We start from the raw sequence: 20,606 nt of genomic DNA on the forward strand, positions 1-20,606 counted from the left end.
CAAAAGCATTATTCAACTTTTCTTTGTTTCGTATGTTTAAACTCTCGGCATGATCTGCCTTGAGTTAGTTGTAAAGATGTTACTGGTGTAAAAGTTGTAAGTTAGAGTTATAAAGACTTGTTGATTAAATAGTTAAAGATATAACGTTTATTGGTTTATTGATTCATCAATTTACTAAGTTACCGTTTTACTGTTGTACCGTGCTGCTCCATACGCTTTTGCCGTCCACCCATGTCTGTACCGGCCATCCTTTTAGCTTCCAGCCAGTGAAAGGAGTATTTCTTCCTTTGGTAGCAAAAGCTGCTGGATCTACCGCTTGTTCCTGGCTCAGGTCAATCATGGTGATGTCCGCAGGTGCTCCCTCTTCCAACTTGCCAGTATCCAGTCGGAATACCCGTGCCGGATCAGCTGTCATACGTTTGACGAGGAAGTCCAGGCTCCAAAGCCCTGTTTCTACAAACTTCGTGTACAGCAGCGGGAAAGCTGTTTCGAACCCGACGATGCCAAATGGTGCCAGCTCCATGCCTTTTGCTTTTTCTTCTTCGCTATGCGGCGCGTGATCGGTAACGATCATGTCCAGCGTTCCATCTACCAATCCTTCGATACAAGCCTGCACATCGCGTGGTGAGCGAAGAGGCGGGTTCATCTTCCAGTTGGCATCCATGCCCGGGATATCTTCATCCGAAAGTACCAGATGGTGCGGACATACCTCAGCCGTTACTTTAATGCCGATGGACTTCGCCAGACGAATCAGGCGAACCGACTGTTCCGTACTTACGTGGCAGACGTGATAGTGCACTCCCGTTGCTTCTGCGAGCAGGATATCACGCCCTACATGGATGGCCTCAGATTCATTTGGGATACCTTTGATTCCGTGACGCTTCGAAAACTCACCCTCCGTCACATATCCGCCGACTACCAATGAATCGTCTTCGCAGTGAGCGATGACCGGCATATCCATGCTTGCTGCGAGGCTCATAGCATCTTTCATCATTTGAGCGTTCTGTACACCCACGCCATCATCTGTGAATCCAATTGCGCCAGCTTCTTTTAATGCGGCAAAATCCGTAAGCTCACGTCCAAGCTCATTCTTCGTAATAGCTGCATAAGGCAGCACTTTAACCAGGTTGGCTTCTTTGGCTTTATCCAAAACCAACTTTACGACATCCGGGTTGTCGGTTACCGGTCTGGTGTTTGGCATGCAGGCAATCGTTGTAAAACCGCCTTGCGCTGCCGAGCGGGCACCAGTCTCGATCGTCTCTTTATGCTCAAATCCAGGTTCACGCAGATGCACGTGCATATCAATCAAACCGGGAATGACCAGTTTGCCTGAAGCATCGGTTACGCTATGCGCAGACTGCTCTGCTTTCAATACCGCTTCGTCTTCCACTCCAGCGATCTTTTGAATTTTCCCCTCATCTATAATGATCGTTTTCCGTTCCAGTTCCCCTTGTTGATTCAAGATGTTCGCGTTCTTTATAATCTGTAGCATAATTGCCCTCCGCTTCGGTTCTGCCCGACTTGCCAGACAAGCCGGATGATTTTCTTATCGTGTACCCTCTCATTGCTCTATAAGAACTTCCGTCTCGTCAGCCTATGACCCTGAGCCAGACCCTGTTACAGTTTCATCGCACGTTCCATAACCGCCATGCGGATAGGAACACCGTTTGCCATCTGCGGGAAGATCCGCGATGCTGCACTCTCCACTACCGCGTCATCTACCTCGACATTGCGATTCACAGGAGCAGGGTGCATGATAATTGTGCTTGGTTTCAGGCGTGACGCCCGTTCTTCTGTCAATCCGTAGTGTTCGCGATAATCCTCAGCTGAAGTAATCAGGCCGTGTTTATGACGTTCCAGTTGAACTCGGAGCATCATGACTACATCCGCATCGAGTGCTTCTTCCAGACCTACATAAGGCGCGTGTTCTGCCAGCTCCGGTGCCTGCATCGTTTGCGGTGCGCAGAAGCGTACATCTGCACCAAACTTTTGCAATGCCCACAGATTGGAGCGGGCTACACGGCTGTGCAGGATGTCTCCAATGATCGACACACGCAAGCCTTTCAGCTCACCGAATGCCTCCCGCATCGTGTAGAGATCGAGCAGCGCCTGTGTAGGATGCTCGTTATTCCCGTCCCCTGCGTTCACCAGTGGAACATTCACTTTCTGAGCCAGTTGTTGCAGAACACCCGAAGGTTTCAACCGGATCACCCCTGCGTCAATGCCCATGGACTCCAGTGTGCGTACCGTATCATAGATGGATTCACCTTTCTCCACGCTTGAAGCAGCCGCCGTGAAGTTCAGTACTTGTGCACCAAGACGTTTCTCTGCCATCTCGAATGAGAAGCGAGTGCGCGTGCTGTTCTCGAAGAACATGTTGGCTACAAAGTGGGATTCCAGTACTGGAACCAGTTTCTCCTTCTGCGCTTCCCAGTGTGCTGCTCTGTTCAGAATGGATTCGATCTCATCGCGACTAAGTTCCTTAAGGCCAAGCAAGCTCCGGTCCTTCAATGCGGATTGTGTAATCATCATGCCTGTTCCCCCCGGTTCTGAATGATTTTGACTTCGTCCTGTCCGTCCGTTTCCATGAGTGCAACCTCGATCTCCTCTGATTTGGAAGTCGGCACATTCTTGCCGATAAAATCAGGTCGAATCGGAAGTTCCCGGTGTCCACGATCTGCGAGGACCGCCAGCTGAATGTTCTGTGGTCTTCCACAGTCCATCAGGGCATCCATCGCTGCGCGAATCGTCCGTCCGGTATAGAGCACATCATCGAACAAAATCACTTTTTTGTCATGAATCGAAAGGGATTCAGGTGTTATCGTCAACAGTTCCTTGCGATTCGCTTTATTCTCATCCAAGCGGTCATCGCGATAAGGGGTCACATCAAGCTCTCCCCAAGGGATCGGTGTACCTTCGATTTCTTCAATTTTGGCTGCGATCCGTTCTGCGAGGTATACACCTCGTGTTCGAATACCGATCAGTACACAGCCCTCAATACCTTTGTTTTTTTCCAAAATCTCATGGGCAATCCGTGTTAATGCGCGGCGGATCGCGGTTTCATCCATAATGACATGTGTCTCTGTGCTCATGCGTTCAGCCTCCTCAGGATTTCCCTTTAAGATCATGGCCCCGTGACGAGGAGAACAAAAAAGACTCCTTGCCGTGTTTATTGGCAAGGAGTCTCCGACCTTCAGACCGCTCTGAAGAAAGTTTACTCTCGGGATGCATCGCTTCATTGCCGCAGCAAAAAAAACGATGTATCGTTCACGTTACCTTGCCAGTCTCACGGGACTGATTTAAAGGTGCTATTCATGTCGTTCATATTGCAGGACCTCACAGGGTTCTGTACTCAATATGTCCGTTTGTCTTCATGAATTATGACAGAAAGACAACCCCCTGTCAACACCCCAACATCACAGGCGAAATCCTTCTACTGTATTCTTCTTAGAATCAGCAGTTAGGCTGAAAATCATCCAAACACATTACATCTCATTGGTTATTCATAATTATACAATAATTCTGCATATTTATCCATAGGTAATTGCGGATTATCTTACAACCAAAATAACCCTCTGACTATATTCAACGTTAAGGCAGGACAACTTCTAATTTATAATTCAACATCCAGAGACACGGAATACATCAAAGCCTTGCATTAGTAACTAGTGAAATGGGTAAAGTTTATAAACATGAAACAATTCATAGATGCTGCAATAAAGCCGATATACATAAGGATTTACAAATATTCGACATAGAAATAAGATAAGATCACTATTTATTTACATTTAGGAGGAAATCATGCGTCACATTTGGCACATTTACAAAACAGACTGGTTGCATATTTTGAAGGTTCCCACAGGTATTTTTCTAATTGTGGCTATTATTTTACTACCCGGTGTATATGACTGGGTTAATGTGAAATCCGTATGGGACCCATACAGTAACACCCAGGGGATCAAAATTGCGGTGACAACCCAAGACAAGGGTGCGACTGTTGCAGGGACGAATGTGAATATCGGAGACGAATTGGTATCCAGCCTGAAGCAAAATAAAAAGCTGGGATGGACTTTTGTCAATCAGGCTGAAGCTGATCGGGGTGTGCAAACAGGTGAATATTATGCAAGCCTACTCATTCCCGGGGATTTTTCATCCAAAATTACAGGTATCGTTGACGGGAAGCTGGAACGTCCAGAAGTAATCTATACCGTTAATGAGAAGGTGAATGCCATAGCTCCAAAAATTACAGGCTCCGGTGTATCTGCAATAACAACACAAATCAATGAAAATTTCACTGAAGCTGTCAGTGAGGCTGTTCTAACCAAGTTGAAAGAAGCCGGGGTTGAAATCAATGCCCAGCTTCCAACTTTGCGCAAGATGGAAAATGGCATTTTCACGCTGGAGAAAAATCTTCCGGCAATACAAGCCGCAGGTCAAAAGGTACTGGAAGTGGAAAAAGCCATGCCCGGTATTGTAAAAGATGCTCAAAAGATCGTCGAAATCGAAAAAAAACTGCCCGAAATCAATGAAGCCGCACAGTATGTGCTCAAGGTGCAGGAGTATTGGCCACAAATTAATGATGCGGCTTCCGAGGTGTTGGCTATTCAGGGGCGGATTCCCGATATTCAAAAAGCCGTAGAACGTATTCAGGAAGTGGATGCAAACTTTGGTCAGGTATCAAGTGTCATCCAAACGGCCCTGGATAAAACCGACAAGGCTCTGTCGATCGTAACGGCCGCAGAGCAAGATCTGGACAAAGTATCCCAAATCGCTGGCAACGGGATTGAGCTCGCCGAAGGATTGAATCAGTTTGTGGATTCCAGTGAAGAAGCGTTTCAGGCTATAGGCCCCGCGATCCGGCAAAACCTGCTGCTGGTGCAGCAAATCGCAAACGCTGCGGCAGACGTATTTGGACAATTGCAAAGTACAGATCTGAGTAAACTGCCAACACCAGAAGATCTGGACCGGATCGCTGCCCGCTTGGGGATTGCAGTAAAACTCGTCGACAGTATGGCAGAACTACTGGGCAAAATCGACAACTTGCTTCCAAGCCATCCACTTACCGATAAAATTACGCAGCTGAACACCATTTCAGATAAACTTCAGTTGCAAATCCGCCTGGCCGGGATCATCAGTGATGCTCTGCGTCGCAATACAACCCCGCCCGCAGACATCATCGCTCAGTTAAATGCTCTCTCCAAGGACATTAGCAACGGTATTAGCAATATTCTGAACACCTACGAAAGCGAAATATCGCCTGCACTTGCAGCTGGTGCGGATAAGCTCAGGTCTATTCTCTCCACTTCAGCAGATACACTACAGGGAGCAAGGGATCGAATTCCGGATATTGCGGACATTCTTGCATCAGCCAAAAAAGGGATTGTGTTTGGGCAGACTGAATTGACAAAAATTCAGAGCGAACTGCCTCAAATCCAATCTAAGATCCACGAGATATCGGAGACACTCGCGAACAAAAGTGAAGGCTTTATCCAAGCTTTGAACACAGTGTCCTCATTTATTCGAAACGATCTGCCCAAGCTGGGTACCAAGTTGAACGAAGCGGCTGATTTTGTTCGAAACGATCTGCCTAATGCCGAGAAACAGATAAGCAAGGCATCCGATTTTGTACAGAACCAGTTGCCGGAGGTCGAAAAAGGAGTTCATCATGTGGCTACGCTTGTACGTGATGATCTGCCTGCATTGGAAAGTGCCATCAGTAAAGCTGCGGACAAACTCAGAGAGGTCGAAGGCAACAACCAGTTCGCCGAACTTGCGAAGCTTTTGCGTGGCGACATCGAAGAAGAGAGTGCTTTCCTTGCGAGCCCTGTGCAAATCAAGGAACAGCAGCTTTACCCGATTCCGAATTACGGATCGGCCATGTCACCATTTTATGGCGTGCTGTCCTTGTGGGTCGGTTCAACGCTGCTGATCTCCCTGCTTCGAGCCGAAGCTGAGAATCCAGAGGGTAGGTTCCGGGGATACGAGCTGTATCTCGGACGTCTTGCTACTTTTCTTACCATTGGATTGCTGCAAGCGGTATGTGTAACCCTGGGAGATATCTTAATCCTCGGAACCTATGTCGCAGATAAACTGTGGTTCGTCCTGTTTGCCATGCTGGTAAGTGCCGTATTTGTCACCATAACGTACACCTTGCTGTCCGTTTTTGGGAATATCGGAAAAGGGATCGCGATCATCTTCATGGTGTTCCAATTCTCCAGCTCGGGTGGTACCTTTCCGATTAGCATGACATCGCCCTTTTTCCAGGCTTTGAATCCGTTCATGCCTTTCACATATGCGATCAGTCTGCTGCGTGAGTCGGTCGGCGGCATCTTGTGGTCTACGGCCATCAAGGATATTCTGTGGCTGTGCATGTTCATCGCACTGAGTCTCATCGTTGCACTCGCTTTGAAACGTCCACTAAGCAGGCTCACTAAACGTTCCGCCGAGAATGCCAAGAAGACCAAAATTATTGCTTAAACCGTTGAAGCGATCCTCTGCATCAATAATGCAGAGGATTTTTATTTATAAACCACCCTGCGCATTTCAATAAATCAACTTAAACAAAACAAGGCCATTGGACTGTAGATCCCATGGCCTTGTCTTATGGTAGAGGATAATTGGAATTCCTGATTATTTCACTGTACGTTCCTGTTCTAACTGATCATAGGATTGCTTGATCGTAGTTAATGTTTCTACATGACGATATATGTTGTTTCCAGCGGTAACGAGAACACATAGCGTGATTAAGCCTATTAGCACTTTTTTGCCCAATCCCTGACGAAGACTGATCACGAAGCCCCCACCGAGGAGGAAAAAAGCAAAGAGATAGTGTCCTGCATACAGGTACATATCATATTGAAATACCGCCAGCCCAAAACCAACAATGATATGAAGTACAAATGCAAACAGAATGTATGGCATAACAGTCCAGACTTCCCGTTCACGGATGCCCTTGATAAACCCGGTGAGTGCCAGCAACAGGATAAAAATACCCGTAAGCTGAACATAGATCGGATTGGAACGGGACAGATCCGTTACAAACGCCACCATGCCCGGATCAAGCAAATGCACTTTGGGAGATAATATCGGATTAATCGTCAGCAGGTTCAGAGCTTTCCAATGAACTGCAAATTGAAATGGAGTGGCATAGCTTGTTCCCCCATTTTGAATACCAAGCAGCCAATTGCTAACCCAACTGCGGCCGCCAAACGCGATGTACTGAATCCCTGTCAATATCACAATGAAAGCAACGGCCAGTGCCATAATCCCGATATACTTTTTCCACCCAGACTTGTTACGCCACGTGCGCAAGTTGAGAAACATGGCGGCGGCAAACGGTACAATGTTGGTCGACGTCAGTCCGAAGTTGATCGATGCCAAGAGCGCATTCGGGATATAACGGACATCTTTCCGCTCACGGGTGTATTGCATGTATAGCACTGAGAGCAGGATAATAAACTGTACATACGAATAAGAATCCGGAATCAACGCAGTAAACATTAGATACGAACTGAAACCGAACATTAAAGCGAAAAGTAAGGGTATAATGATTGGTTTATCTTTTTGATTCAAAAACAGAAATACCAGCACAACCGAGCCCGCATTCACAAGGGACTGCAGGATTAGAAAGAACCAATTCCCACCCAGCAGTTGAGCACCTGCTCCAAGTGTAACCGCCAGGAACGAAATTAGCGGATGAATAACTGAAGAACTGTTATCTCCATAATACATGGAAGGATCAAAGTTAAATAAATTAAGTGGAAACTGAGTCGTACTAAATGGCGTATATGACCCAAGAAGCTCAGCATGCTCTGCCACGTACGTCACGTAGGAAGCGTTCATCAGTCCATAGAAAAGTGCAAACCCTGCAAAAAGGCAGCATGCTGTCCAATTCATTTTGCAATTATAAAATATGTAGTCCAAAAATTTCATGCGTTCACATCCAGTTTCAAAATTCTAGAAAACCAATAAACACAACCCGCCCATAATACAAGCGACACCCATCCAGCGCAAAGGACCCACTGTTTCTTTAAAGACAAAGCTCGCAATGATGAGTGTCCACACATACGTTAATGCATTGGCAGGCAGTACAACCGTTAAGGGAAGAAATTTCAACAAGACAATGTTCAGCAGCGCACCTGTACCGTAGAATCCAAGCCCCATTAGAACATGGAGCTTTTTGCGGCTGGTGGCGTAGGCTTTCAATCCCGCTCCCCCCATCGCTCCACACAGGGTCATTGCAATTAGTACAGCAATCATCCAGCTATCGATCAACACTGGTCAACGTCACCCCGATTCCAAGCAGCACAACAGCGGCCAACTTCTGCACCGTAATTTCTTCCCCTAGCAAAAAGTATCCATAGATCAGTGCAAACACATAGCTGGCACACATCAAAGGGTAGGCCACTGACAGCTTTTCCAAGGCAAACGCCTTGATCATCAAAATGGCACCCAGTCCATAGCACAGAAAGCCGATGCCCAGATAGATCCACTCGTTCAGTCCCCACTTCCAGAACAATTGGCCTGTGGCTGTAAGAAAAGCGGAGACCAGCATCAACAGTTTGCCTGTGTGACGCCCTTTTATTTCCCCCACGTTAATGCCTCCATCTCAGGCACTCGCTTGTTAATAAAGTACCGCTGACTTACTAGCTGCATGACTGGAAGATCGGATAAGGAGTCGGAGTAGGCGCAGGACTGTTCATAATCAATCACCATCTTTTTCTCATCCAGATAGGCCTGAATTCGGCGAACCTTTTCATCACCTTTGCAATTGCTGCCTTCGATCCTACAGGTATAGCCATTCGAATGACGAACCAAATCGGTGCCAATGACGTGATCCACCCAGGGAAAGCTATTAAAATATTTCATATAGGCATGCGGGGATGCGGTTACGAGTAACACATGGTAGCCCGCTTCCTTACGGTGCTGCATCTCAACACTTGCCTCGGCAAAAATGGCAGTACGCAATCGCGTATCAAAAAAATGCTCCAGATCTTTTTCGGACATGCGCTCAATGCTCTTGAAATAGGAACGTTTGACACGTTCAACAGTCATCAGACCTGCCTTGAACAGCGCCGTATGAAAAGCAATTACAGGCAATCTCCATGCCTGCCATGGGTAACGCCGAACACCATAGTGCACAAACTGAAACATGGAATCTTTGCGTATAATCGTTTTATCAATATCAAAGATGGCGACTTTCGTGCTTTTCACCCTGATCCCCCTCTGCCTTTCAAACTCTGGACTTTATTCAAAAATAGCAAAAATCGAAATAACACTTATGACATACAAAATGACCGTAATTAAGATGGGCTTGTCCTCAAACAGAACTCGATCAGGCGAACCGCCCTGGTTCTTCATATGAATCAGATACAGATAACGGAACATGCCATATATGACTAAAGGAATGGTCCACATCAGATGAATGGTGCGGTCGGATGTGAAGGTAAAGAGTGAATAACTGATAATGGTCGCCGTCGTGACGATCGTATTGAACTGATCCAATAACGTTATCGAATAGTTTTCCAATACTTTACGGTGTGAACCTGTGTTACCCTCAAGCAGAGTAAGTTCATTCCTCCGTTTGCCAATAGCCAGGAACAGGGAAAGCAGCATCGTACAAATGAGAAACCATGGCGTAAATGGTACATGGATCAGCACACCGCCCGCAATCGCACGAAGCACAAAACCAGCCGCAATGGTCATCATATCCAAAATAACGAGATGTTTCAGTACAAATGAATAGGATACATTCAATAGGAAATAAACCATACATAACACTCCGAATAACGGATTCATCACGAAGGCTGTACCTACGGCAAAGATCAGTAGGACAATTCCGAACAGCAAAGCATGAGTTGCATGGACCTGGCCCGAGGCAATTGGACGGAACTTCTTCACCGGATGCTGCCGATCTCTGTCTCGATCTACATAATCATTCAAAATATAAACACAACCCGCAACCAGACTAAATAAAATAAAACCTAGCAATGTCGATAGAATGGTCTCCGTCCGAATTTCCTCAAATGAAAAAAGCAGCGCAGCAAATAACAGCACATTTTTGGTCCACTGTTTTGGCCTCAATAGTTTGAATAAACCTGTGATAGTATTACTTGTTCCTGCAGCAGGGGATGACACCGTATTGGTACGTGATGATAACAATTTCCATAACTCCCTTCAAAAGCAACTTCTGTCTATTTAAATAACGTAAAGATCTAATCATATGTTGCTTGTATAATTTTGTAAAGGGATTATAGGAATAATTTTATATTTAAGGTATAAAAAAAGAGACCGTAAACCGGTCTCTTTTCATTACTCATTATGATGATGTGAATTCAATTAAAATTCGAATTGCACGTCGCTCAGGCGGCGTTTGATTTCAGCGATAACGCGTTTCTCTTCGTCTTCCCCTTTAGCTTCAAAGGTAACGGAGAAACGAACAAAATTACCTGCATCATCCCAAGGTACCGATGAGATCAGTTTCTCACGGATCAGGAATTGGGAGAAATCTTCTCCGGATTCAAATCTGCGTCCACCAACTACCCCTTTTGGAGCTTCAACGTACAGGAAGAAAGAACCTTTAGGTTTCTCAGCCTGGAAGCCCAGCTCATTTAATGCCGCTACCAGCATATCGTGACGACGGGAATATTTCTCTGCAATTTTTTCCGTGATTTCCGGGTGGTTCAAACCATAGGCAGCAGCCTTCTGGATCGCGATGAACTGACCGGAGTCATTATTGTCTTTCACGTCGCTGAATGCTTTTACGACAAGGGGATTACCTGCTACAAAACCAATTCTCCAGCCAGTCATGTTGTAAGACTTGGACAGGGAATGCAGTTCCACACCCACATCCTTCGCACCAGGTACGGAAAGGAAGCTAAACGGTTTTTTGCCGTCATATGTCAGTGCTGCGTATGGAGCATCATGGACGACCACAACGCTGTATTTTTTCGCCCATTCGACCACTTCCGTAAAGAACTCAACCGTTGCGCTCGCACCCGTTGGGTTGTTCGGATAGTTCAGGTAGAGTAGCTTCGCACGTTTTGCAATGTCTTCCGGAATGGCAGACAGATCAGGCAAGAAGTTGTTTTCCTTGGTTAATTGAATGTTGAATACTTCGCCACCCAGGTATTTGGTGTGTGTCCCCATAACTGGATAACCTGGCACCGTCATGATCGTTACATCACCTGGGTTGATGAAGCAAGAAGGCATCATCGCCAAAGCCGGTTTGGAACCAATCGAATGCACGATTTCCGTCACTGGATCGATACCTTCCACATTAAATACATTTTTCAGGTAAGCCGCTGCCGCTTCCTTGAATTCAGGAATACCGTTATCGGCATAACCACGGTTTTCAGGTTTGGAAGCTTGTTCCGCCAATGCAGCTACGATACCTGCATCTGCCATCTCGTCCGGCTCACCTACGCCGAGGTCGATCAATTCTACATTGGGAAAATCTTTTTTGGCCGAAGCTTTGGCACGTTTGATTTTCTCGAATTTATAGATGTTCGTGTCTTTACCATAGTTGGAGCCGCCAATACGGTCGGCAAAATTAGTTTGAATGTACGTTTCCTGATATTTATCAATACTCATGATTTTGTTCATCTCCTCATTTGACGCAAATTTCTACACTTAAATATGAAGCATTTGCGCGATCAAAACCATGGACAAATGATCGGAACATTTGTACTTTCACGAGCTGTCAACGGCTGCGCAATGAGGCCAGTACATCTTCCATATCCTGCGGAAGCGGAGCTGTGAATTCAAGATATTCTCCGGTGGTCGGATGAACAAAACCAAGAATCGCGGCATGCAGAGCCTGTCCCTGCATTTTGATCCCTTTGTTGCGTCCATACGTCGGATCTCCAACAAGCGGATGACCAATGAACTTCATGTGAACACGAATCTGGTGAGTACGCCCTGTCTCCAGTTTCAATTCCAACAGCGTGTAGTCATTAATACGCTCCGTGACGGTAAAATGCGTGACGGCATGCTTACTGTTACGTTCGGTAACGGTGTACATTTTGCGATCATTGGTGTCTCGTCCAATGGGTGCATCAATGGTACCCTGATCATGACTAAGATGGCCATGAACGAGTGCAATGTATCGTCTGTTCACACTATGCTCTTTGAGTTGGGCAGCCAGCGAGGCATGGGCGCGGTCATTTTTGGCGGCCATGATCAGACCTGATGTGTCCTTATCAATCCGATGCACAATGCCGGGACGCAACTCGCCGTTAATGCCCGAGAGATCCTTGCAATGATACATCAGTGCATTAACGAGTGTACCGGACGTATGCCCCGGTGCAGGATGAACAACAAGACCACGCTGTTTGTTAATAACGATCAAGTCGCTATCTTCATATACCACTTCAAGCGGAATATCTTCAGCAATGATCTCCACCGTTGCCGGCTCAGGAATGCGGAGCTCTATCAGATCACCTTCGGATAATTTGGCGTTGGCTTTGACTTTGGCCCCGTTCACCGTTACGAATCCGTCTCCAATCCACAATTGAACTTGGGACCGCGATACGTTATCCATGGATTCTGTAATATATTTGTCAATTCGTTCCTTCTTATGTTCAGCGTCAACCGTCCATTCCATACGGTCATGGTCATTCAGCAGGAGTTCATCGTCATGTGATGACATGTCTCCATTAGTCTGTTCTTCATTTTGCGTTTTACTCATGATGTTCATTCCCTTCGATCTTTGCGGCTGCTTTTTCGCGCCGTCCTTCAAGCAACGTTTCCACAATGATCAGTACCACTCCAATACAGATGGCCGAGTCGGCTATGTTGAAAATGGGAAACGTGTAGCTTCCAAAATTAAGCTGAATAAAATCAACAACTTCTCCGGTCAAAGCGCGGTCCAGGAAGTTACCAATCGCTCCGCCAAGCACCAAGCTAAGCGCTACAGGCAGCAATTTGTGCGGAGTATCTTTTACCTTTTGCAAATACCACACCAAAGCTACCACGACAACCAGCGTAACCACAATAAAGAACCAGCGTTGATCCTGCAAAATACCAAAAGCTGCACCTGAGTTACGATGTGATGTGATGACAAAGAAATTGCCAATCACCGGAATTTCATCTCTAAGTTCCATCCGGGTTGCTATGAGGAACTTTGTTCCCTGATCCACTAAAAATACGATAAAAGCGAGGATATAATACACCACGTTTGTTTGTCACTCCGTTCTTGTCTTTTCCAAACGATACCAGGCCTAACGCCAGACTTGTTCATTGTAGCACAGCTGTTTGGAAATCGTCCACGACGCGGTTACTCGCTGCCCGATGGGAAAAACGATAACATTTCCCTTCTGTAATTGTGCACGTAATGGTACATCCTACAATAGAGTCAAAATCCGGAGTTCACACGGAACAGAAAGGGGAAAACGATGTCACATTTTACTTCCAAGCAACTGCACTCGTTACGGTCTCAACTGATAACCGAAAAGCGTGATATTGAACATAGACTGGAGCAAAACGAACATTATGGTCTTGGTGACTCCATGAAGCTCCAGACAGGTGAATTATCACCGATTGACAACCATCCAGGTGATGTAGCTACCGAGGTGTATGAACGCGAAAAGGATATTTCACTGCTGGAGCATGATGAGTTTCAACTGGAACGCATCGATTCTGCTCTGCATTCGATTGAAGAAGGCCACTATGGGACTTGTGCCGTATGTCAACAACCTATCCCCTATGAGCGAATGGAAGCTGTCCCTTACACTAAATACTGCAAAAAGCATCAACCGGAAACCGTGGTCTCCGAGAATCGCCCTGTCGAGGAAGAATTCCTCGCTCCTGCCTTTGGCCGCACAAGCCTCGATGAACGTGATGACCAAAACGGCTTCGACGGTGAAGATGCGTGGCAGATCGTTGAAAGCTGGGGTACCTCCAACACGCCAGCTATGGCTGAGGGACGGGACATCGACAGTTATGACGTCATGGCCATTGAAGCCACAGACGAAGTGGAAGGATGCGTTGAAGCGTATGAGAGCTTTGTCGCAACCGACATTTATGGTCATGATGTATCCATCGTACGCAATCGGCAATATCGAAAGTACCTGGAGAACCGTGAAGGTGATGGTCTGTTAGAACCGGATATGGAATCAGACGATTCGTATTAAGCGCCCGGGGCGCCTAATATGTATTCAACTCCAGTTGTCGTTGCACAATCCGCACAATATCTGCGATGTAGTCACCCACAATGGGCAGATTAAGGGCCCCAAGCACTTGTAACACATAAATGATCGTTGCTGCGAAAAAAGTAAAACCGATGGCAATCCCCACGCCCCTTGCTGTACCGGATAACAGATTAAGTCCGATCAACTTCCACGGCCGGTTCAACAATTCCGTATACTGTGCGATTCGTGAACGTTCGAGTTCATTGGCGAGCCGGTTCGTGAGCTTGTGAAGTTCTTCAATCTTGTCTTCCGCATGATTGGAATGCATGGATTCTGAACTGGATGGCGTTTGGGTATCTTGTTCCTTCATAAATTTACTCAGTTCCTTTGATGTATATAGAATGTCTGCACAATAGAAATCATTGCCCATTTGCAGAAAAACCAAACGAGCCAAGATACAGGATTCATCTCCTGCATCTGAGGCTCGTTGGCATGTCTGTCTCTATATACTGTCCTATTTGAAATGGAGTTACTCTGTCCCCGTTAAAGTCTGGGGACAACTGCTCATTCCCAAGGAATCGCCTTACGTGTAAATACTCTATTAACCCTCGATGTATACACCGAAAGTTTTACCTCCAGCTTCAATGCGCTCCATTGATTCGTTCGTACCGAAGGTTACTTCGGTTACGAGAACATTATCACGCAGCACATCATCAAAGGATTGAATCGCTTCTTGGAGAGACGGGTCCACATCCAAGGTTAAACGTACTCTTTTCTCAATCGGGAGATCGAGCTTTTTCCGCGTGTCTTGTACGGCTCGAATAACTTCACGGACCCAGCCTTCCTGTTCCAGTTCTGTTGTAATTTCGGTGTTGAGAGCTACCGTCAGACCGTAGCCGGATGCCGAGGCAAAACCGGATTTGGCTTGTTTCTCCACCAGCAGTTCTTCCTCCGCCACTTGCAGCTCTTCGCCTTCTGGAGAAACGACGTTCAGGACGCCTTCTGTCACCACTTTACGTGTCTCATCCGCAGACATTCCCTTGAAGAAGTTTTGCAGGAAGCCTACGTTTTTACCGTATTTTTTACCCGCTATTTTCAAGTTCAGCTTCAATGTAAAATCAACGAATTCCGCATCATTATGCTCCGTACGGATCCCTTTGACATTGATCTCATCCTTGATGATCTCTTCATAACTCGCCAAATCGAAGCCTTTATCCAGGGAAACGATCAACTCGGACAACGGCTGCCGTGTCTTGATTCCTGTTTCATTACGCACGTTACGGGCAAGTTCAACAACTCGGCGTGCTGTCTCCATATCCTGCTCCAGATCCAGATCAATTAAGGATTCGTTGGCTGCCGGATAATCATCCATGTGCACACTCTCGCCGGTAGTCAGGTTCAGATAGATGTCTTCTGCGAGCATCGGTGTGAACGGAGCCACCAGCTTGGCTGTAGTCACCAACACTTCGGTAAGCGTACGATAAGCGTCCAGTTTGTCTTTTGTCAGTCCACTTCCCCAGAAACGGTCACGTGAACGACGGATGTACCAGTTACTTAGCTCATCCACAAACGCTTCAATGGCTTTGGAAGAGTTCAGATAGTCATTAACCGCCAGCGCTTTTTCCACTACGAGGATCAGACTGTTCAGTCTCGACAGAATCCAGCGATCCAGCTTGTGGGCGGAGAGCTTAAACGGATGCTCCTGTGGGTCAAATCCGTCAATGGTAGCATACAGCGTCATAAATGCATGAGTGTTGACCAGTGTATCCACCATCTTGGATTTCGCTTCCGCTACAATGCCTTTGGAGAAACGTTTGCTGTTCCATGGGGCGCTGTCAGACAACAATGCCCAACGGAATGCATCTGTACCGTATTCTTCAATGACTTCCCATGGATCGATAACGTTACCTTTGGATTTGGACATCTTCTGGCCATTCTCATCAAGAACGTGGCCTGTTGCCATCACTGCTTTATACGGCGCTTTGCCTGTCAACAGTGTAGATACAGCCAGCAAGCTGTAGAACCAGCCTCGTGTTTGGTCAATTCCTTCACAGATCATGTCTGCCGGATATTGCTGTTCAAATATTTCTTTATTTTCAAATGGATAGTGCTGCTGGGCAAACGGCATGGAGCCGCTGTCGAACCAGACATCGATCACTTCCGGTGTACGTTTCATTTCATAGTTGCCGCAAGAGCTCATCACTTTGACATCATCTACATATGGTTTGTGCAGCTCCAGATCCTCTGGCACGTCGCCAATCGCACGGGCACGAAGCTCAGCGATGCTATGAGGAGCGAATTGTTCACCTGTCTCTTCACACACCCAGATGTTCAGCGGCGTTCCCCAATAACGGTCACGGCTGATGTTCCAATCCACGAGGTCTTCAAGGAACTTTCCGAAGCGCCCGTCACGAACGTGGCCAGGGTACCAGTCCACTTCCTTGTTGTTGGAGATCAGCTGATCCTTGATGGCAGTAGTTTGGATAAACCAGCTGTCCATTGCATAGTACAGAAGCGGTGTATCACAACGCCAGCAGAACGGGTAGCTGTGCTCGTATTTTTCTTTGCTGAACAGGCGTCCTTTTTCCGAAAGGTATCTTACGATATCAATATCGCAATCTTTCACAAAACGTCCGGCAAAATCAGTCACCTGTGGGACAAACTTGCCTTCCAGATCTACCATGTTCACAAAACTGATGCCATTCTCACGGCAAACACGATAGTCATCTTCACCATGTGCAGGTGCCATGTGTACAATCCCTGTACCACTTGCATCGGTTACAAAACCTGCGCCGAGGATGATGTTTGCTTTCTCAGCCTGTACGTAGTTGAATGGAGGATCATACGTTTTGCCAACCAGGTCAGAACCTTTCAGGGCACCAATGATTTCATATTCACCTTTGGCATCCTTCATGACTTTCTCCACCAGATTGGTCGCCATGATATACACTTCGTTGTCCTGACGAACACGAGAGTAGTCCATATCCGGATTCACGGCAAGCGCAACGTGTGAAGGCAATGTCCAAGGCGTCGTTGTCCAGGCAAGCACGAATTCCCCGCTGTCATCCAGCTTGAATTTGGCAGTGGCGCTGAGGTCTTTAACGTCCTTGTACCCTTGCGCTACCTCATGGGAGCTAAGTGTAGTCTGACAAGACGGACAGTAAGGGCTCACACGGTGACCCCGATACAGCAGGCCTTTTTCATGAATCGTCGCCAGAATATTCCATACGCTTTCGATGTAATTGTTGTCGAGTGTGATATAGGGATTATCCATGTCGGTCCAGTAGCCGATACCTTCGGTCAGATCGCGCCATTGCTGTTCGTATTCGAACACGCTCGCCTTACATTCATTAATAAATTTCTCCACACCGTAATCTTCAATTTCCCACTTGTGGGAGATGCCCAGCTTTTTCTGAACACCCAGTTCTACAGGCAGACCATGTGTATCCCAGCCCGCTTTACGAACGACGCGGTACCCCTTCATTGTGTTATACCGACCCACGAAATCCTTGATTACCCGTCCCAGTACGTGACCGATATGCGGTTTACCATTAGCTGTAGGCGGTCCCTCGTAAAATACGAAGTTCGGCTTGCCTTCCCGGTTTTCGATGGATCTTTTGAATGTATTCTCGGTTTTCCATTTGTTTAACACGCGTAGTTCTCTGGCACGTGCTTTCTCTTTGACGTCAACTCGTTGCATGGTGATCATCTCTTCCTTTCAAGTATGGATTGTGGACCGTCCACAAAAAGCGTTTCAATCCCCCTAAATCCCCCTTGCCAAGGGGGACCCCATAGGCGCTCCGCCCTCTGGACACCCGGAATGGATTGTCTTTGGCGGGAACTGCGGCGCGTTGGGTGTGGGTGTGTGTATGTGTTGGAGTCAGCCCTTTTGCGACTGTTCCCTTCGGGAACGCCGCAGGGCCTTTACCGCGAGAAGGAAGCTGCCGGGCGCTTCGCTCCCCCGGCGGGGTGGCTCTCTCCTTGAGGTCCCTTCGGGCCTCATGGACGTTCGCCTTGGCGAAACCCCGGTGCCGGGCGCTTCGCTCCTCCGGCGAGGTGGCTCTCTCCTTGAGGTCCCTTCGGGCCTCATGGACGTTCGCCTTGGCGAAACCCCGGTCCCGGGCGCTTCGCTCCCCCGGCGGGGCGGCTCTCTCCTTGAGGCACCTTCGGGCCTCATGGACGTTCGCCCTGGCGAAACCCCGGTGCCGGGCGCTTCGCTCCCCCGGCGGGGTGGCTCTCTCCTTGAGGCACCTTCGGGCCTCATGGACGTTCGCCCTTTTTTTGGACACAAAAAAGCCTCATCCCTGGAAAGGGACGAGGCTGTGCTCGCGTTACCACCCTAATTCTGTTCATCACAAACCACATCCAACACAAGCTGGGTATGTTCTGTCATCAACAGCACTTATGCCCCGCTATACTACCGCAGGGTGCCAATATAACGTTTGGCTTACGGTTTCGCTTACACACGGCAATCAATTACCGCTTCAGCGTCACTTCTCCGGGGAGATATTCGGCTATAACTCATCCATTGGCTTGCACCAGAATGCCAACTCTCTGAGGGATGAGATCATAACGTACTGAACCCGTCATGGAATCACTATTCATTATGAATATAGTTATAGCCTCTTTGCAGGCAAAAGTCAACCGGGCGAACAGACTAATAAATTTCCTTCATTTCCCGCTCACGGTCACGGACTTCCTGCTCCCGGCTCTCCAGCACTTCCCAGCCGTCCTGCGACAACAGTTCAAGCTGTGCTTCCACAAGTGTACGGAAACGGGCACGATAGATGGATGCCTGCTTTTTCAGCTCTTCCACTTCCAAAGCAATTTTACGTGATTTGGCCAAAGACTCGTTTACGATCCGGTCCGCATTTTTCTCCGCTTCCTTCACGATCAACTGTGCCTCTTTTTTGGCATTGCCTTTCACATCATCTGCAGCTTCCTGCGCAATAATAATTGTTTTGCTGAGCGTCTCTTCAATCGTTGCAAAATGATCAAGCTTCTCCTGAACGGACAGCAGCTGATTGCTCAGCTCTTTGTTCTCGCGAATGACGCCTTCGTAATCTTTGATGACTTGATCCAGGAATTCATTGACTTCATCCTCGTCATACCCACGTAAGCGTCGGGAAAATTCCTTGTTGTGTATGTCCAGCGGCGTTAATGGCATGCTGTCCACCTCCTGTAAAAGTTCCTTCCCGTACCGAGAAGGTTGCAGCATATGGGTTCCACCCAAGAGGCCGTATGTAGAATGCCCAATCCTGGCAACTCATACGGAATGCAGGATCAGACTTTGATCCTCTGATCGTCATATCAACCTTTGCACTTCAATGTATATCGGAAACACCGAATGTTTTTTGCACCTTTATCTTAAACATTTCGACAAGAAAGCAGGTTTTCCTGCAACACACTTAGGCAAATTTGCCGATTTTAACGCGACAGCGTCCCTTTTTGGTCAATCCATCCTGTTCCAGCACCTTGAATCGACCAAAACCTTGAATGGATACCACGTCCCCGGCTTTCAGCGATTTGGACGGATCTTCCTCCACTTTCCAGTTCACCCGACAACGACCAGCCTTAATTGGAACCAACACTTTGCTGCGACTAAGCCGATACACGTCCGAACAGATTCCATCCAGACGAAGGGAAGCAACCGTAATGTCCATGATCTCCAGTTTGCTCTCCGACCATTTCATTTGATCCAATTCCAGCAGTTCTGTAAATACATGTACCCGATGCACCTGATTCAGTTGAAGCGATAAAAAAGCGCCGGTTTCCGACGCCACCACAGTATGGCACCCATCCTCCAGCACTTGAATATCACCGATCTTGCCACGTTTCATGCCAAGCCCGAGCAGGGCACCCATATAGTCCCCATGCTCCAGCTCTCTGATCTTCTGATCGTCAGACGTAATGCTCATCACCTGCATACCCATATCTTCATCATCCAGATATCGATAATCCGGTGCAATCAGCGCACGTTTGCGTTCAGCGGCTTCATAACCGCCATCCAGACGGATCTGTACATCATCTCGACGGTTCACAAGCGTTTGTAAAATAAAAACCTGTCTGGGATCAAGAAAGTCAGTTAGCTTCATGTCATGAAGCTTGCCCGCACGTTCAATCCAGTCTGAGGCTTTATCCACAAAATCCCGCTCGTCGTGACTAAAATGCTCGTAAATTTCACCGCTCATCTATGTTCACCCTACCCTAATATACCAAATACCGGAGTATGGAGATCAGCCCATTCAGTGCGAGTTGAAGAACAATCAACGCCACAATCGGGGAAATATCCAACATACCGAACAAAGGCGGAATAAATCGACGGAAAGGACTCAGATAAGGTTCCACTAACTTGCCCAGCCATTCACCGATGAAGCTCTCCCGTGCGTTGGGAAGCCATGACATCAATATGTAGACAATGACCATGTAAAAATAAATCTGGTATAGCGTATACAACACAACTTCAACCTGTTGCAA

At 47.3% G+C, this 20,606-nt stretch carries 18 protein-coding genes and 1 other annotated feature; of the genes, 2 read left to right on the forward strand and 16 right to left on the reverse strand.

Going from position 1 to position 20,606, the window contains the following annotated elements; genetic code table 11:
* Positions 1 to 187: 187 nt before the first annotated feature.
* The 3 genes from pyrC to pyrR form a co-directional block, all read right to left on the reverse strand.
* Positions 188 to 1,492 carry a dihydroorotase gene (pyrC, locus tag PPA03S_RS23355; protein ID WP_062326378.1) on the reverse strand — a complete coding sequence of 435 codons (1,305 nt, stop codon included), beginning with the start codon at positions 1,490 to 1,492 and terminating at the stop codon, positions 188 to 190.
* Positions 1,493 to 1,617: 125 nt separating this feature from the next.
* Positions 1,618 to 2,532 (reverse strand): aspartate carbamoyltransferase catalytic subunit, encoded by a 915-nt coding sequence (locus PPA03S_RS23360; RefSeq protein WP_062326379.1) that lies wholly within the window; start codon positions 2,530 to 2,532, stop codon positions 1,618 to 1,620.
* Positions 2,529 to 3,092 carry a bifunctional pyr operon transcriptional regulator/uracil phosphoribosyltransferase PyrR gene (gene pyrR, locus PPA03S_RS23365; protein ID WP_062326380.1) on the reverse strand — a complete coding sequence of 188 codons (564 nt, stop codon included), beginning with the start codon at positions 3,090 to 3,092 and terminating at the stop codon, positions 2,529 to 2,531. Before pyrR ends, PPA03S_RS23360 begins: the two co-directional genes overlap by 4 nt.
* Before the next feature lie 709 nt (positions 3,093 to 3,801).
* Here pyrR and PPA03S_RS23370 point away from each other — a divergent pair.
* The gene (locus tag PPA03S_RS23370) at positions 3,802 to 6,477 is read left to right on the forward strand and encodes a YhgE/Pip domain-containing protein (protein WP_062326381.1); all 2,676 of its coding nucleotides are present in this window, start codon (positions 3,802 to 3,804) and stop codon (positions 6,475 to 6,477) included.
* Positions 6,478 to 6,630: 153 nt separating this feature from the next.
* Here PPA03S_RS23370 and PPA03S_RS23375 read toward each other — a convergent pair whose 3' ends face one another.
* The 8 genes from PPA03S_RS23375 to lspA form a co-directional block, all read right to left on the reverse strand.
* Positions 6,631 to 7,896 (reverse strand): DUF6080 domain-containing protein, encoded by a 1,266-nt coding sequence (locus PPA03S_RS23375; protein ID WP_245683709.1) that lies wholly within the window; start codon positions 7,894 to 7,896, stop codon positions 6,631 to 6,633.
* Positions 7,897 to 7,956: 60 nt separating this feature from the next.
* Positions 7,957 to 8,277, reverse strand: a complete 321-nt coding sequence (locus PPA03S_RS23380; protein WP_245683710.1) for an EamA family transporter — start codon at positions 8,275 to 8,277, stop codon at positions 7,957 to 7,959.
* The gene (locus PPA03S_RS23385; protein ID WP_157284340.1) at positions 8,264 to 8,554 is read right to left on the reverse strand and encodes an EamA family transporter; all 291 of its coding nucleotides are present in this window, start codon (positions 8,552 to 8,554) and stop codon (positions 8,264 to 8,266) included. Before PPA03S_RS23385 ends, PPA03S_RS23380 begins: the two co-directional genes overlap by 14 nt.
* A 26-nt stretch (positions 8,555 to 8,580) precedes the next feature.
* The gene (locus PPA03S_RS23390) at positions 8,581 to 9,213 is read right to left on the reverse strand and encodes an HAD family hydrolase (RefSeq protein WP_068964204.1); all 633 of its coding nucleotides are present in this window, start codon (positions 9,211 to 9,213) and stop codon (positions 8,581 to 8,583) included.
* A 33-nt stretch (positions 9,214 to 9,246) separates the two neighbouring features.
* On the reverse strand, positions 9,247 to 10,161 hold the full coding sequence (locus PPA03S_RS23395; protein ID WP_411835252.1) for a decaprenyl-phosphate phosphoribosyltransferase: 915 nt from the start codon (positions 10,159 to 10,161) through the stop codon (positions 9,247 to 9,249).
* Between the two features lie 177 nt (positions 10,162 to 10,338).
* Positions 10,339 to 11,592: an LL-diaminopimelate aminotransferase gene (locus tag PPA03S_RS23400; RefSeq protein ID WP_062326384.1), complete on the reverse strand. Its 1,254-nt coding sequence runs from the start codon at positions 11,590 to 11,592 to the stop codon at positions 10,339 to 10,341.
* Between the two features lie 109 nt (positions 11,593 to 11,701).
* Positions 11,702 to 12,688, reverse strand: coding sequence for an RluA family pseudouridine synthase (locus tag PPA03S_RS23405; RefSeq protein ID WP_411835251.1), 987 nt, complete (start codon positions 12,686 to 12,688; stop codon positions 11,702 to 11,704).
* Complete coding sequence (lspA, locus tag PPA03S_RS23410) at positions 12,681 to 13,175, reverse strand: signal peptidase II (protein ID WP_053784185.1); 495 nt, start codon at positions 13,173 to 13,175, stop codon at positions 12,681 to 12,683. Before lspA ends, PPA03S_RS23405 begins: the two co-directional genes overlap by 8 nt.
* 219 nt (positions 13,176 to 13,394) lie before the next feature.
* On the opposite strand from lspA, the gene PPA03S_RS23415 reads away from it, so the two are divergent.
* Positions 13,395 to 14,132, forward strand: coding sequence for a TraR/DksA C4-type zinc finger protein (locus PPA03S_RS23415; RefSeq protein ID WP_062326386.1), 738 nt, complete (start codon positions 13,395 to 13,397; stop codon positions 14,130 to 14,132).
* Between the two features lie 13 nt (positions 14,133 to 14,145).
* Here PPA03S_RS23415 and PPA03S_RS23420 read toward each other — a convergent pair whose 3' ends face one another.
* From PPA03S_RS23420 to PPA03S_RS23445, 5 genes are all read right to left on the reverse strand, one after another.
* Positions 14,146 to 14,457 carry a DUF5665 domain-containing protein gene (locus tag PPA03S_RS23420; RefSeq protein WP_411835283.1) on the reverse strand — a complete coding sequence of 104 codons (312 nt, stop codon included), beginning with the start codon at positions 14,455 to 14,457 and terminating at the stop codon, positions 14,146 to 14,148.
* A 273-nt stretch (positions 14,458 to 14,730) separates the two neighbouring features.
* Positions 14,731 to 17,829 carry an isoleucine--tRNA ligase gene (gene ileS, locus PPA03S_RS23425; RefSeq protein ID WP_062326387.1) on the reverse strand — a complete coding sequence of 1,033 codons (3,099 nt, stop codon included), beginning with the start codon at positions 17,827 to 17,829 and terminating at the stop codon, positions 14,731 to 14,733.
* Positions 17,830 to 18,436: 607 nt separating this feature from the next.
* Positions 18,437 to 18,728, reverse strand: a binding site (T-box leader).
* Positions 18,729 to 18,786: 58 nt separating this feature from the next.
* The gene (locus PPA03S_RS23435; protein WP_062326389.1) at positions 18,787 to 19,296 is read right to left on the reverse strand and encodes a DivIVA domain-containing protein; all 510 of its coding nucleotides are present in this window, start codon (positions 19,294 to 19,296) and stop codon (positions 18,787 to 18,789) included.
* Positions 19,297 to 19,537: 241 nt separating this feature from the next.
* Positions 19,538 to 20,320 carry a YlmH family RNA-binding protein gene (locus PPA03S_RS23440; RefSeq protein WP_062326390.1) on the reverse strand — a complete coding sequence of 261 codons (783 nt, stop codon included), beginning with the start codon at positions 20,318 to 20,320 and terminating at the stop codon, positions 19,538 to 19,540.
* Positions 20,321 to 20,336: 16 nt separating this feature from the next.
* Complete coding sequence (locus tag PPA03S_RS23445) at positions 20,337 to 20,606, reverse strand: YggT family protein (protein WP_082704286.1); 270 nt, start codon at positions 20,604 to 20,606, stop codon at positions 20,337 to 20,339.

It is taken from the genome of Paenibacillus pabuli NBRC 13638 (genome assembly GCF_001514495.1).
Taxonomy (GTDB): domain Bacteria; phylum Bacillota; class Bacilli; order Paenibacillales; family Paenibacillaceae; genus Paenibacillus; species Paenibacillus pabuli.

Bases quoted from the DNA above. Each gene is read 5' to 3' on its own strand.
- pyrC (WP_062326378.1), bottom strand. From the start codon at position 1,492: ATGCTACAGATTATAAAGAACGCGAACATCTTGAATCAACAAGGGGAA.
- PPA03S_RS23360 (WP_062326379.1), bottom strand. From the start codon at position 2,532: ATGATGATTACACAATCCGCATTGAAGGACCGGAGCTTGCTTGGCCTT.
- pyrR (WP_062326380.1), bottom strand. From the start codon at position 3,092: ATGAGCACAGAGACACATGTCATTATGGATGAAACCGCGATCCGCCGC.
- PPA03S_RS23370 (WP_062326381.1), top strand. From the start codon at position 3,802: ATGCGTCACATTTGGCACATTTACAAAACAGACTGGTTGCATATTTTG.
- PPA03S_RS23375 (WP_245683709.1), bottom strand. From the start codon at position 7,896: ATGAATTGGACAGCATGCTGCCTTTTTGCAGGGTTTGCACTTTTCTAT.
- PPA03S_RS23385 (WP_157284340.1), bottom strand. From the start codon at position 8,554: ATGCTGGTCTCCGCTTTTCTTACAGCCACAGGCCAATTGTTCTGGAAG.
- PPA03S_RS23400 (WP_062326384.1), bottom strand. From the start codon at position 11,592: ATGAGTATTGATAAATATCAGGAAACGTACATTCAAACTAATTTTGCC.
- PPA03S_RS23405 (WP_411835251.1), bottom strand. From the start codon at position 12,688: ATGAGTAAAACGCAAAATGAAGAACAGACTAATGGAGACATGTCATCA.
- PPA03S_RS23415 (WP_062326386.1), top strand. From the start codon at position 13,395: ATGTCACATTTTACTTCCAAGCAACTGCACTCGTTACGGTCTCAACTG.
- PPA03S_RS23420 (WP_411835283.1), bottom strand. From the start codon at position 14,457: ATGCATTCCAATCATGCGGAAGACAAGATTGAAGAACTTCACAAGCTC.
- ileS (WP_062326387.1), bottom strand. From the start codon at position 17,829: ATGCAACGAGTTGACGTCAAAGAGAAAGCACGTGCCAGAGAACTACGC.
- PPA03S_RS23435 (WP_062326389.1), bottom strand. From the start codon at position 19,296: ATGCCATTAACGCCGCTGGACATACACAACAAGGAATTTTCCCGACGC.
- PPA03S_RS23440 (WP_062326390.1), bottom strand. From the start codon at position 20,320: ATGAGCGGTGAAATTTACGAGCATTTTAGTCACGACGAGCGGGATTTT.